10 protein-coding genes are annotated in these 13,462 nt (G+C 43.9%); 3 read left to right on the forward strand and 7 right to left on the reverse strand.

The genetic code is table 11. The features are described from left to right. Nucleotides 1-65: 65 nt before the first annotated feature. The 3 genes from P343_RS25595 to P343_RS25605 all read right to left on the reverse strand — a co-directional run bounded on the left by P343_RS25595 (nucleotide 66) and on the right by P343_RS25605 (nucleotide 4,838). Nucleotides 66-2,537 carry an SH3 domain-containing protein gene (locus P343_RS25595; protein WP_023509617.1) on the reverse strand — a complete coding sequence of 824 codons (2,472 nt, stop codon included), beginning with the start codon at nucleotides 2,535-2,537 and terminating at the stop codon, nucleotides 66-68. 518 nt (nucleotides 2,538-3,055) lie between these two features. Then, complete coding sequence (locus P343_RS25600) at nucleotides 3,056-3,865, reverse strand: C39 family peptidase (RefSeq protein ID WP_023509618.1); 810 nt, start codon at nucleotides 3,863-3,865, stop codon at nucleotides 3,056-3,058. A gap of 43 nt (nucleotides 3,866-3,908) precedes the next feature. Then, entirely contained in the window at nucleotides 3,909-4,838 is a 930-nt protein-coding gene (locus P343_RS25605) for a ketopantoate reductase family protein (protein ID WP_023509619.1), read from the reverse strand. Between the two features lie 295 nt (nucleotides 4,839-5,133). Here P343_RS25605 and rnhA point away from each other — a divergent pair, with 295 nt between their 5' ends. Further along, entirely contained in the window at nucleotides 5,134-5,592 is a 459-nt protein-coding gene (gene rnhA / locus P343_RS25610; protein ID WP_023509620.1) for a ribonuclease HI, read from the forward strand. An 80-nt stretch (nucleotides 5,593-5,672) separates the two neighbouring features. On the opposite strand, the gene P343_RS25615 is transcribed toward rnhA, so the two are convergent. The 4 genes from P343_RS25615 to P343_RS25630 all read right to left on the reverse strand — a co-directional run bounded on the left by P343_RS25615 (nucleotide 5,673) and on the right by P343_RS25630 (nucleotide 11,457). Then, complete coding sequence (locus P343_RS25615; RefSeq protein ID WP_023509621.1) at nucleotides 5,673-7,682, reverse strand: FAD-dependent oxidoreductase; 2,010 nt, start codon at nucleotides 7,680-7,682, stop codon at nucleotides 5,673-5,675. Between the two features lie 163 nt (nucleotides 7,683-7,845). Then, the gene (gene nrdG / locus P343_RS25620) at nucleotides 7,846-8,346 is read right to left on the reverse strand and encodes an anaerobic ribonucleoside-triphosphate reductase activating protein (RefSeq protein ID WP_023509622.1); all 501 of its coding nucleotides are present in this window, start codon (nucleotides 8,344-8,346) and stop codon (nucleotides 7,846-7,848) included. Nucleotides 8,347-8,413: 67 nt separating this feature from the next. Then, the gene (gene nrdD, locus P343_RS25625) at nucleotides 8,414-10,312 is read right to left on the reverse strand and encodes an anaerobic ribonucleoside-triphosphate reductase (protein ID WP_084297742.1); all 1,899 of its coding nucleotides are present in this window, start codon (nucleotides 10,310-10,312) and stop codon (nucleotides 8,414-8,416) included. Between the two features lie 287 nt (nucleotides 10,313-10,599). Continuing rightward, on the reverse strand, nucleotides 10,600-11,457 hold the full coding sequence (locus P343_RS25630) for a Cof-type HAD-IIB family hydrolase (protein WP_023509624.1): 858 nt from the start codon (nucleotides 11,455-11,457) through the stop codon (nucleotides 10,600-10,602). 324 nt (nucleotides 11,458-11,781) lie between these two features. Between P343_RS25630 and P343_RS25635 the strand changes: the two genes are divergently transcribed. After that, nucleotides 11,782-13,116: a gluconate:H+ symporter gene (locus tag P343_RS25635; RefSeq protein WP_031263774.1), complete on the forward strand. Its 1,335-nt coding sequence runs from the start codon at nucleotides 11,782-11,784 to the stop codon at nucleotides 13,114-13,116. Between the two features lie 61 nt (nucleotides 13,117-13,177). Further along, nucleotides 13,178-13,327 (forward strand): DUF5670 family protein, encoded by a 150-nt coding sequence (locus tag P343_RS37110; protein ID WP_023509626.1) that lies wholly within the window; start codon nucleotides 13,178-13,180, stop codon nucleotides 13,325-13,327. Nucleotides 13,328-13,462 lie beyond the last annotated feature (135 nt).

The raw sequence follows: 13,462 nt of genomic DNA on the forward strand, positions 1-13,462 counted from the left end.
AAATTGATCGTATGAGAAAAGGTGTACGGAAGTTCAATCTTCCGTACACCTTTTTCTTTTGCTTATCAATTCGCATATTCAGGAACATCAAAAACTAAATTGTATTTAGAAATGATACTGTACATGCTGTCAATCATTGGTGTTTGCTTAACTGCCCAACCAACATCTGTCGCATATTGATGCGCGGCGTTCCCCATCACGAGTGCTTCCGGATTCCAGCGCATCTTGTACAGCGTATCCTGGTGGTAAGTTGAATTATAGACATAATTTGTAGCGATCCAAGCTGCACCACCTTCGATCGCTTTAGCAGGCGTCGTCCAGCCATGGCTATAGGCATAGGCGGCTCCGCTATTCACTGCACTTCCATCGTAAGCGCCAATCCCAAACATGTTGTAGACGGTTGTGCCGTTGTACACGACACCTTTTGAAAGTGTCGAGTTACCATTCCCGGTTTCAAGCAGCGCGTGAGCAACCAAGTATACCTCGTTCACTTTACTATCCGCCGCCGCTTGTCTAAATGCATCACCGTATCCTGAAAGAATGCCTTTACCATTCAAAAGTGCGTTCATATCTGCCGTAGAAATATTTGCTAGAGACGAAAGCTTTAGAAACTGATAGTATTCGACACTGCCTTTTGCAAAGTTCTTTGGATTTAAATAGTTCGCAAGATCCGCACTACTGTTCACTGCCTGTTCTTTCACTAACGCTTGTCCAAAGGAAATTGGATATTTTGTAGTGATGTAAGCAGAATTGCCGTCCTGAATGGTTGTTGTTGTCTCGTTTTTTAAATAATCTCCATAAACATAGCCGTCTTTTCCATCATAACTTATTTTTTTCCAGCCATCCGGGGCATCAGCAAGCATTTCAACGAGCGTCCCGGCTTTTAGCACACCGTAACTATTATATGAGGTTCCGGGTCCTTGACGAAAGTTGACGCCCGTTGTAATTAAGCCAAGCGTTGTTGATGAAGATGGAGAATCTGAAGATGATGAATCGGATGATGATTGACCGGATCCGCTGCTGCTATTGGGCTTTGTAACGTACGTTCCGGATACATAGGCAGTGCCGCCATTGTACTTGATTTTCAGCCAATCACCACTGACTTCGACCACCTCTATACTGCTTCCTTTTTTCAAAGTCGTCAGAACATTATTCGAAGTTGATGCCCCTGAGCGAACATTCAGGTTTGCAGTTGTGGTCCCCGTGTAGAGAACCGGTTCACTTGAGCTTCCGGATCCTGAATTGCTTGAGCTGTTTGTTCCGGAGTTACTTGAACTGCCGCTATCAGGCTTTTTCACAAAACTGTCAGACACATAAGCTGTTCCGCCGTTGTATTTGATTTTCAGCCAACCACCACTGACTTCAACGACCTCGACACTACTCCCTTTTTTCAAAGTCGCTAGAATCTTACTCGAAGTTGATGACCCTGAGCGAACATTCAGATTTGCAGTTGTGGTCCCCGTGTAGAGAACCGATTCACTTGAGCTTCCGGATCCTGAATTACTTGAGCTATTTGTTCCGGAGTTATTTGAACTGCCGCTATCAGGCTTCTTGACGTAGTCACTGGACACATAGGCTGTTCCACCGTTGTATTTGATTTTCAACCAATTCCCGCTGACTTCAACGATCTCGACACTGCTCCCTTTTTTCAAAGTCGTCAGGATTTTACTCGAGGTTGACGCCTCCGAACGCACATTCAGATTCGTGGTCGTGCTTCCGGAATAGAGGACCTTTTGCTGTGAATTGCTCGTTCCGGAATTGCTTGAGCTGCTGCCGGGCTTCTTGACGAAGTCACTGGACACATAGGCCGTTCCGCCATTGTATTTGATTTTCAGCCATTGACCATTTGTTTCAACAACATCCACACTGCTTCCTTTTTTCAAAGTTGTCAGGACTTTGCTTGAGGTTGACGCCCCCGAACGCACATTCAAATTCGCTGTTGTAGTGCCTGTAAAAAGCGTTGCGGCATTGGACGGAGTACTCACCGATGAAGTGCCCGCCTGTTTTATGTAATCGTTAGAAACATAAGCTGATCCATCTTTATATTTGATCTGAAGCCAACCATCGTTTGTTTTTCCTGTGACTGTTACGGTTGTTCCCTTTTTCAGAGTTGTCAAAACGGTTCCCTTCGAGGACGGCAAAAGGCGAACATTTAGATTCGCTGTTGTTTCACCCTGATAGTTCGCAATTGATTGAACGGACAATGTCGGTGTTTGCGTCTGTGCGTCCGAAGCATGTATCACATAATAACCATCAACATACGCTGTTCGACCGTCATATTTAATCTTCAGCCAGTTTCCTTTCTCGCTTTTCTTATCTATCCCAATAACATCAAAAGTCTGATTCTTCTTCAACATGCCAATTTGTTGCTGATCGGTGCTTGGTGTACTGCGTACATTCAAGTTCGCAGTTGCCTGTCCTTTGTACGGTGTGAAGTTATCTTCTGCTGATGCGTGCGAAGGTGCTCCAGTGACAGCGGCAACTGCTGCTGCCGCGGCGAAAGTGCCGATAATAGTTAAATTACGATTTGGGCTCATAATAAGCCACCCCCGAGTATAATAAAAATGATAGATTATATTTTTACCATTATATCGGAAAGTTATGGAAATTGTTTAGTCAAAACATTGATTTTACTAGGTTTTTAACAAAAAATTAATGAAAACGCATTAATCAATAGGTTGTTTGGCACAATCTTTTTATCCGTTTAGCATCTCACTGACACGTTCTAATCATAACGTTCAAGGCCATTAGCTACTTGTTTTTTTGTCGTCACCATGTTTTTTTCTCACTCTACACAGTTTTTGTTCATCGATTTACGATTCAGGTATTGCAAGTCACAGTTAATCAAAAAAGAAAACCCAAGCATGCATTATTGAAGAATCAATAATTTAGAAGCATTTGTGTGTTGTTCATGTTCCTTCCATACCCCTTTCTTTTATAAGTTAAACGGAGGCATCCAAAGTTTTTCACAGACTTAATTTTCATCTTTGTCCCAAAACTTTTTGCGAAAAACAGGCAATAAAAAAAGAGCCCCTCAAGGCTCTCAAATTGCATTTTATTTGGATGTATATGAAATGGCCTGATTGCCAAACTGTTTCCATGCTTGCACGAAAGAAGCTTTATTCGCTTTGCTTCCTGGTCCGCCCGCAAGCGGATCATTAAAATAGACATTCTTTTCATCATACCCTATTAATAGAACCGAATGCTCTTGAAAAGTGATACGTATCGTTCCCTGCCTTGTGCGCCATTCCCGCCATGCACTCTCTGGAACAGGTTGAAAGTTTATACTGGTGATCGTCCAAACCGGTTTGCCCGAAGCAATTTGTTTCTCTATTTGAGACCATGGTTTTCCCGTCAGATCGATCACTCGCCGACCTAAGTACTTCTGTGCCAGATCCGCCACAGGCCTATGGTAAACAGCATATCCTGGGTTACTGCGACTGCCGTGATACATATTGCCGACAAATCCCTCATTCGGATTCCCCATGAACTCGTCTGATTCAAAAGGTACTTTTTTTATCTGACTGGCCAGCGTCAGCTTATCAACGCTTATTCCGGCAGATTTCAGAAGCATAGTCAGGCTCGTGACTTCACAGCCGTTCGGCAGTTCGGGTTTTTGACTCACATAAGGCGCAGATAGCTTTTTTTCCTTTACTTCCACTTCAAACTTGCGCACTTTTTTTACAGGCTTGTCTTTCTGCGTAACTGATGTCTGATCCTTTGATTGCTGCTTCTCCGGATGACTTGCAGCAGCAGACAGCGTTTTACCTTCATCTTTATTATGCACCAAGAGCGTGATTACGAGTGCACATCCAAGAATGATTAATAGCATCGTGGCTGAAGCGATAAATTTCTGTTTGCCCATCCTGTTCTCCTTTTCATTGAAAAATTCCCGTGAAAAGTAGCGATTACGCTTTCTGGTTTTGACGATCCATAAAGCGAAGAAGATGATAGATGGTTTCAATTGTAGTCACTGAAACGTCATAGGTTTCGGCTGTCTTAATAACGAAGCCGAGAATCGCGTCCAGCTCCATCTCGCGTCCGTTCTCAAAGTCCTGAAGCATGGATGTTTTGTGATTCTGTACCTTTTCATCAGGGAACAGTAAATTCTCTTGATAGTCACGTCCTATGCTAATTCCAGCATGGTCGGCAACGGAAACAAATTCATCCTTAACACGCTGTAATAGTTTAGTAAGATCCGGATCAGCTAGCGCCTCGCCCACACGTGTACGCGTCAGCGCGGTCAATGGGTTATACGTAATATTCCATAATAATTTTTCCCATTTAATTTGACGTATATGGTCGGTCAGCTGAATACGGATACCCGCATTTTGAAACACTTTTGCCAATTCAGGAAGTGTTGAATCTGACGAATCATTTGTCTTCCATTCGCCAATGACAAGCCTGCCCTCACCGACATGATTGACAACTCCAGGTGCTTCACGAATTATTGAAATAAAGGCCGACCCACCGACCACATGCTCAGCACCAAATTCGTCTGCTAACCGTTCTTCATTGCCAATGCCATTAAGCAGGCATATAATCTTCGTCTTCGGACCGATCAAAGCTTTCAATTCAGGAATGACCGCTTCCAATGCTGTTGATTTTATAGCAAGCAAAATGTAATCAAAATGAGGATCATTTTCCAGATGCGTCGCATCACTTACTTGAACCGGCAGTGAAAAATCACCATAGATACTCTTAATGATCAGGTCATTGTCTCGTAATCTTTCGAGCGTCCGTCCTTTGGCTATAAAATGAACATCCATATTTTCTTTAGCCAGAAGTCCTCCATAATAGCAGCCAATCGCTCCGGCTCCAAGCACCGCGATTCTCAAATAAAACACTCCCTATCCCGTATCTAGAAGTCTGTTCCTCTGCTACAGTCCATCTATTTATCTCTCTATATCTTACTTTATCATTTTACAGTATTTCATCATTTTTTTCTCAATTAGATCCGAAGAAAACAGGTATGAAGAAAAGTGACACTCGAGCAATAGTTACCTCTTTGTTATACTGATTCATACAGGATTGTCATGCAATCTGTGAAATCCAATCACAAAGAGGATTTTTCCTGAACAACAGAGAAATGCTTTTGTGAAAATGAAAATCGGTAAAGATAGGTGAACATGAGTGGACGAAATTATTATTTATTGTGACGGCGGATGCCGTGGCAATCAAAGTGATCATAATGTCGGCGGCTGGGGGGCTATCTTAAGATATGGCGATCACATCAAAGAACTGCGTGGCGGAGCAAAGGACACCACAAATAATGTGATGGAACTAACAGCAGCAATTCGCGCATTGGAAGCATTAAAATCAGTACAGATCCCTGTTTCTTTTTATATAGACAGTGCCTATGTTGTCAACGGTATGAACAGCTGGATACCCGGATGGATCAAGAAGGGATGGAAAACTGCAGGCGGTAAGCCTGTTAAAAATAAAGAACTATGGATTCGGCTTAATGAGCTAGCACAAAAGCAGGAACAGATTACTTTCAACAAGGTTAAGGGGCATCATGGCGTCGAATTTAACGAGCGCGCCGACCAATTGGCGAACCTCGCCATGGACGATTTGGAAAAAAGCGAATGAGATCACACATAGAAACAGATGGAGCTCACACGTGGTAGTGTGCACTCCATCTGTTTCTTTTTTGATATTTTTTTAGAACATCAGCAATTCATGCCGATCTCATTTCCACTCCATACTGCGTTCATGATATTAGCTGCCTGATAAGCGTCACCAACCATGTACAGATCCGCTACTTTTCCATTGAGCCTATGATACAGCTTCTGATCGGGTTTAAAACCGACAGAAATGACCACTGTATCAGCGGACACAGATTGTCTTTGGAAATGTGTATTGGTCAACACGGCACCTTCATCAGTTACTTCAGTCAGCGAACTATTGGTTATCGTGGCCACCTTATATTTGTTTAATAAATCAACGAGCATAATCTTATTCATATGCGGAATCGGTTTTCCTCCGCCATTACTGAGTATTTGCTCTTGCGCTTCAACAATCGTTACTTTCTTTCCTTGCTGAGCCAAATATAATGCGGTTTCACAGCCTACTAGGCCGCCTCCGACAATTAGTACTTGATCACCAGCTTTTTTCTTACCGCCAAGTATGTCAATTGATGATGTAACTTTGTCCTTATCTGATCCGGGAAGATTGAGTTGAACTTCTTTTGCGCCTGTGGCGATAATGACAACATCTGGCTTTTCTTTCTCCACAAGTGCCTCTGTAACTTCCGTTTCATAGACAATCGGGATCGATAATCGCTTCATTTCATTCGTATACCACGCGATCAGCCTTCTGTCATCCACTTTAAAATCCGGTGTTGAAGCCGGAATAATCTGACCGCCCAATGTCTCACTTTTTTCATAAAGCGTAACTTGGTGACCGCGCATCGTTGCAATACGAGCAGCCTCCATTCCGGCCACTCCACCCCCAACAACCAGTACGCGTTTTGCCACTGATACAGGCTTAGGTTCATAGTACCGTTCTCTGCCGCAAGCCGGGTTCACCGCACAGCTCAAGGGCTTTCCTTCAAAGCCTCGCCCCAAACAGCCTACATGACAGCCAATGCATGGACGAATCTGTTCCTCCTGATGGTTCTGAACTTTCTTCGGCCAATAGGGATCCGTTAACAACGGTCTTCCTAGTCCGACCATATCAGCCGCCCCATCTATTAATGATTTCTCGGCTGTTTCCGGAACACCAAGCTTACCTGCAACGATAACCGGGATATTTACTGCTTCTTTCAATTTTTTTGTGTAGGGCAGGTATAGGCCTTCCTTTTGATAAATTGGCGGGTGCGACCAATACCATGCGTCATAGGTTCCCATATCTGTGTTTAATTCGTCATATCCTGCAGCTTCCAGAATTTGTGCAGCCTCAATGCCTTCCTCTAAGTCGCGTCCTTTTTCAACGTAATCCTCATCTGGCAAACCGCCCTGTCGCCAATCTTTAATGCAGCTCTTTACGCTATAGCGCAGCCCTACCGGAAAATCTTTACCACATCGCTTTTTAATTCCTTGAACAATCTCAATCGGAAGTGTAAGCCGTCCTCTGAGATCACCGCCATATTTATCCGTTCTTCTATTGAAAAGAGCAAGTGTGAATTGGTCAAGTAGATACCCTTCATGCACAGCATGAATCTCTACGCCATCGAAGCCTGCTCTCTTGGCTATGTCAGCGCTTTCGATAAACTTCTGGACAATCCATTCAACTTGATCTGTAGTGAGTGCATTGCATGTTACTGATGGCTTCCAATAGTTTGGAATACTTGAAGCAGATACTGGCGGTGCAGTCAATAATGCGCCTGGAACACCGCTTCTCCCGAATCCCATTGTCAATTGCAAAAATATTTTCGAGCCATACGCATGAACGCGTTCGGTCATTTCTGTCGAGGTCATTAAGAACCTGCCAGGATTTTCTGAAACAACCGGAATAATTCCCGAGACAACTTTATCTAACGTGTTCTCGACTTTAGTTATACTGGTGATAATCAGCCCAGTACCTCCCTTAGCTCGTTCCACATAGTAATCAATTGCTCGTTGACTGTAGCATCCCTCATTGTCGACCAAACCGAAAGCACCCATTGGAGCCATAGAAATTCTGTTTTTAACTTCCAGTTTCCCGATTTTAATAGGTTGAAACAAAGATTCATACATCATTTGTTGCCCCCTTATACTGGTTTCGGATCACCCCTTCGTTATAGCACTACAAAAATAGTATGTATGTTACATAATTCACATATTTTGAAAGCGTTTTCAACTTTAATGAATTTTATAGCCACCAATGTTTTTCTTTCGCTTGGTGACTATAGATCATTAACTATTAAGCTTGCAAAACGATTTGATCTTCTTTAATTGATTTTTTCACATTGATCACTCTTTGGTTGGATGATCCGCGGAACTTCAATTTCAGGTTTCTTTGCGTTATATCGAACTGCCCATCGACGAGCACATCAATGTGGTTAAGCATTTCCCGCCTCTTAGGATCATGCAGCAAGTCTTCGAACTGAAAACCTGTCCAGCACCAAATATCCTTACCCGCACATTCTTGGTTAACCCTTTTGACGAGCTTCGTCAATGTTTCGGGATGATCGAAGGGCTCGCCACCAAGTAACGAGAGACCTTGCACATTGACCTCAGGCAAATTCAAGTCTTCAATAATCTTATTCTCAACAGTATCGGTGTACAGCTGTCCGAAGTTAGGGTTCCAGGCGACCGCATTCCAGCATCCCTTGCAGTGGAAGTGGCAGCCACTGACAAAAAGTGAATGACGGATCCCCGTCCCATTCAAAAAATCGAAACGTTTATAATCAGCATAATTCATTTCTCTTTATGTGTCCGGCGAGTTGAAATCACGTATCCGCGCGCCGGCCTCCCTTCCGTTATTTCCCTCAGCTTTGCTGCTTCTCTCGACAATTGATTTCCTTCAGGCGTCCTTTAATCGGTTTGCGCTGGATTACTGAGCCGAGATACCCGCACAATCGGCGGATGCAGGAAGTGGTTTCCGGATTGTGATTGCCGCAGCTTGGGCATTTAAATCCTTCGGCCGTGGATTCAAACTCACCTTCATAGCCGCACTCATAGCATTTATCGATCGGCGTGTTCGTACCAAAGTATCCGATTCGGTCATAGGTGTAATCCCAAACCGTTTCCAGTCCCTCAGGATTGTTCAACAATGACGGAAATTCGCAGTAATGAATGAATCCTCCGGCTGTATACGGTTCATAGTCTTTCTCGAAATCAATTTTTTCAAATGGATTGATCTTCTTACGCACATCGTAATGGAAGCTGTTTGTATAATAATCTTTATCGGTGATATTCTCGATGCTTCCGAAGTGTTGCTTGTCTAGACGGCAGAAGCGGTCGGTTAAGCTTTCAGACGGGGTTGCGTAGACACTGAACGCATAGCCCGTCTTTTCCCGCCATTCCAATGATACTTCTTTAAAACGTTTCACAATATCGAGTGTGAACGCCTTAGCTTCGTCATTATGTTCCCAATCAGGTCCATAGAACACGGTTGCCGCCTCATAAAGCCCAATATAGCCCATTGAGACCGTTGCCCGTCCATTCTTGAATATATCCCGAACTTGTTCGTCGGCGTGCAGCCGCTTGCCGGTTGCTCCGTATTGGTAGAGGATTGGTGCGTTTTTGGCCTCCACTTTATCCAGCGTATGGATGCGGAACAGCAGCGCGCGGCAGACAAGATTCAGTCTTTCTTCAAAGAGGCTCCAGAACGCCGCCTGATCGCCGGTCGATTCGATGGCGATTCTCGGGATATTCAGGGTCACCACACCCATGTTGTTTCGGCCGTCCGTAACGTACTGTCCGTTCTCCTGATAGGAGGGGAGGAATGAACGACAGCCCATCGGCGCCTTAAAATCTCCGGTGACTTCAACGATCCGGTCATAGTTCAGGATGTCCGGGTACATGCGTTTTGTCGAGCACTCCAAAGCCAGTTTCTTAATGTCATAGTTCGGATCATCTTTGGTTAGATTCAAGCCGCGCTTAATGGTGAACACGAGTTTTGGAAAAACTGCGGTCTTGTGATCTCTGCCAAGGCCGATAATCCTGACCTTCAGAATCGCTTTTTGAATTTCACGTGCAAACCATGAGCGGCCAAGACCAAAATTAAGTGTGAAAAATGGCGTTTGACCGTTACTTGAAAATAGCGTATTTATTTCATATTCAAGAGATTGCATCGAATCATAGATCTCTTTTTCAGTCATCGAATACGCATATTTTTCCTGTTCTGCCGGATCTGATAGCCAATTTTTCGCTGTCCGCAAATATTTATCAAAGCTGGTTCTCGCAAAAGGTTCCAGCACTTCGTCTGCGCGGTTAAACGATGTTCCGCCATAAATATTTGAAGATACATTGGCAACAATCTGAGCGACCAAAGCAGTCGCTGTTTTGATGGATCGCGGCCGTTCCACATCGGCATTCCCTATTGAAAATCCTTTTTCCAGCATGCCTTTGAAGTCAATCAGCATACAGTTGTACATGGAGAAAAAAGGTGAGTAATCTAGGTCATGAAAATGGATAATCCCTTGATTATGCGCATGAGCGAATTCTTCCGGGAGAATATGGCGAAGGGCGTAATCCCTTGCCGTCACACCCGCAAGCAAATCACGCTGCGTATTAAATACTTTTTCATCTTTATTTGCATTCTCGTTTGCGACATATTCATCCATATTAATCAAGTCGCGTATTTTATCATCCAGCGTTTTCTCTTTCAGCACCGGTTCTTTAATCATCCCTGTCGACCCCCTACATCTTCCTATAAAAATCATTATAAAACAATATGTAGTATCTTCAAGAGAAGGTTCAATACAATATATAGGTCTAAAGGATGAGTCACGGAGATTTTCAGGATAATAGAGCGGAAAATGAACAACTCTTGCAGTTGTGACAACTTTGCGAACGAGGAGAACGATCAGAGGTATGTAACACTCATACGATACCGAAGCATAACAAATAATAAAAACTTAATCATTATATCGGTTGATGCGACAAAAATAATAGTATTGGAGCAAAAAAATAATGGCGATTTCGTGATCGTCATTATCTCTTATTCAGGTTATAGTTGAAATACGTGTTTCAAAAATTTATAAAGACCGTTCTCGGAATACGAGGCGTCCGTAACCCACTCCGCTTGCGCCTTCACATGCTCCGGCGCGTTTTTCATTGCAGCAGAGTGACCGGCGAATCGAAACATCGGCAAATCATTTTCTCCGTCACCAACCGCCATCGCATCTTCTGGAGAAAGATGATAATGATCAAGCAAGATCTGTATTCCGCTCGCCTTCGATACATTCTTTCCAACCAATTCAACATTGTTATGCGACGACGAGAAATAATCGAAGGCAAATTCGCTCTGCAAATCACGCAAATCATTCTTCCACGCCCGCATCGTTGGTACATTTCCGCTGAAAAAGTAAATCTTAACGATTTGTTCCAGCTCCTCATCGGTCAACCTGTCTTTCCAGACCATGTCCTCTAAGACCGCCTGCCTTCGCGACAGCCATTCGTTAATTGATACTGACTCAGGCTTCTCACCATGGATCTGATCGATCACGTAACGCTTATCGCGGCTCAAAATCGTCCTTCTGCCGCCGACCGGATGGAGCTGATAATACATTTTCTGTTTCCCCGAACGAACTAGCAATTTTCGAACGAGTCCATCGGGAAGGACGCTTTGAAAAATTTTCTCTTTCCCAGCAAAGACAGTCATCCCATTAGACGCGACCATCCCAGCAGCAGGAAAATCATCGGGCAGCACATTAAGCGCATCAATCTCCGAACGTCCTGTGACGACAAACACTTGCTTACCATGCGCACTTAATTTCTTCAGATAGTCATTTAACTCAGGCGTTACTTTATTATCCGGCGTCAGTGTTGTGCCGTCTAAGTCAAGCATAATGGTTTGAATAGCCATCCGTTTCACCTCTGCTTTCATCAGTTATGTTCATTGTATCTTTTCTGATATCCCATCGCATCTAACAGAACCTAAAACTGATCTATGTTTCATTTTTTTTCTAACAGGGTATAGTCACTATAAGCACTATATTTATCCCTCAGTGGGTTATCTCCTCGGCTTAATGAAAATAAATTTCAACGTACATGCACATGCCGCGTCTTCTTTTTTAGACTCGATCAGTCATCTTGCTGGTTTTTCATCAAAAACCACCACTTCGTATATGAAATAGATTTCAGTATTAGATGGCAAAAGACGTGAAAAAACAGTAAAGAAGTGATTTTTCTGCCTTTAATTATTGTCGCTCTCGGTGTAGTTGTCTTGCTCATACTGATCATGAAATTTAATGTGAATACGTTTATCTCATTGCTGCTTGTCTCTGTTTTTGTCGCCATAGGATTAGGCATTCCATTGACTAAAATCGTTGACGTTATTGAAAAAGGGATCGGTGAGCAACTCGGGGATCTTGTGCTGATTTTCGGTTTGGGCGCCATACTCGGAAAATTGGTTTCTGATGCTGGAGGTGCCCATCGCATTGCCCTATCACTTGCGAAAAAATTCGGTAAAAAAAGAATCCAGCTTGCTGTGATCATGGCCTCGTTTATCATTGGCATTGCCTTATTTTTCGAAGTTGGACTCGTTCTCTTGCTGCCTATTGTCTTTGAGATAGGCCTTGCTGTGGGCGTACCGCTGCTTTATGTCGGTATGCCGATGATTGCCGCTTTGATGGCAACACATGGCTTTCTTCCGCCGCATCCGGCACCTACCGCCTTGGTCCAAAGTTATCACGCGAACACAGCCTATGTGCTCTTGACTGGCATTTGTATTGCCGTTCCTGCCGTGCTAATTGGAGGGACCTTATTAAATAAGACGCTTTTTCATTTGAAGCCTGCTGTTTATGAACACTCCGGCAATGAGGAATTACTTGATAAGAAAAGGATCTTTGATGACAATGCAGTTCCTTCATTGGGACTCAGTATCTTCACATGCCTATTGCCCGTTCTCTTAATGATCGCCACAGCACTGATTAATGATCTTGTACCGCTCCCATCCCTTACCAGGCAAATTGTCGGGCTTGCAGGTTCGCCACCCGGAGCCATGATGATCAGCGTACTGTTCGCTTTTTACTCAATGGGTATTCGCCAAAGGCGCTCCATGGACGACATTGAGAAGACCATTACGAAATCTATTCGTCAAATTTCAATGCTCCTGCTGATCATTGGTGCAGGCGGTGCTTTAAAAGAAGTAATGATCGCCGGAGGTGTCGGCGATTATGTTGCACATTTATTTAGGGGGTCTCCGTTATCGCCGCTAATCCTTGCTTGGTTCGTCACCGTGCTTCTTCGCGTCTGCATCGGTTCAAGCACTGTCGCTGCACTAACCGCTGCCGGTGTTGCAGCGCCACTTGTCCATGCAACCGGGATCAGCCCGACATTAATTGTTCTCGTGACCGGTGCCGGCAGCATTTTCGGTGGACATGTCAATGATCCGGGTTTCTGGCTATTCAAAGAATATTTTGACCTGAATATCAGGGATACGTTTAAAACCTATACCGTCATGGGCAGTGTCCTGTCTCTGATTGGCCTTCTCTTGATCAGTATTGTTTCTCTCTTTTTCTGAATGCTGCGCCGATGCTTTGTTCATACTGTTAACGTACTTTTTGCAGAAAGGAGGAAGCATCATGCTCAGCCTGCTCTGGTCACTGATTGTTATCCTGTTCCTCATTTGGCTTGTCCTGTTGCTTTTAAAAATCGGCGGAACACTGATCTATCTCCTGCTCGTCGCTGCCGCTGTTTTATTTATCATTCAATTTTTCTTTCGGAAGAAGTGAGAAAAAACTAGGCTGCGCCTGGTCCTTGGCTATCACTCTTTATGCAGCTTTAATTCACCAAACTTGTGCTTTATGACACTTCAGTTGCTGGCATCAACTGGTGCGACCGCGGGCAGTCCGGGAGCCTCCTCGATC

The organism is Sporolactobacillus laevolacticus DSM 442 (assembly GCF_000497245.1).
GTDB lineage: Bacteria > Bacillota > Bacilli > Bacillales > Sporolactobacillaceae > Sporolactobacillus > Sporolactobacillus laevolacticus.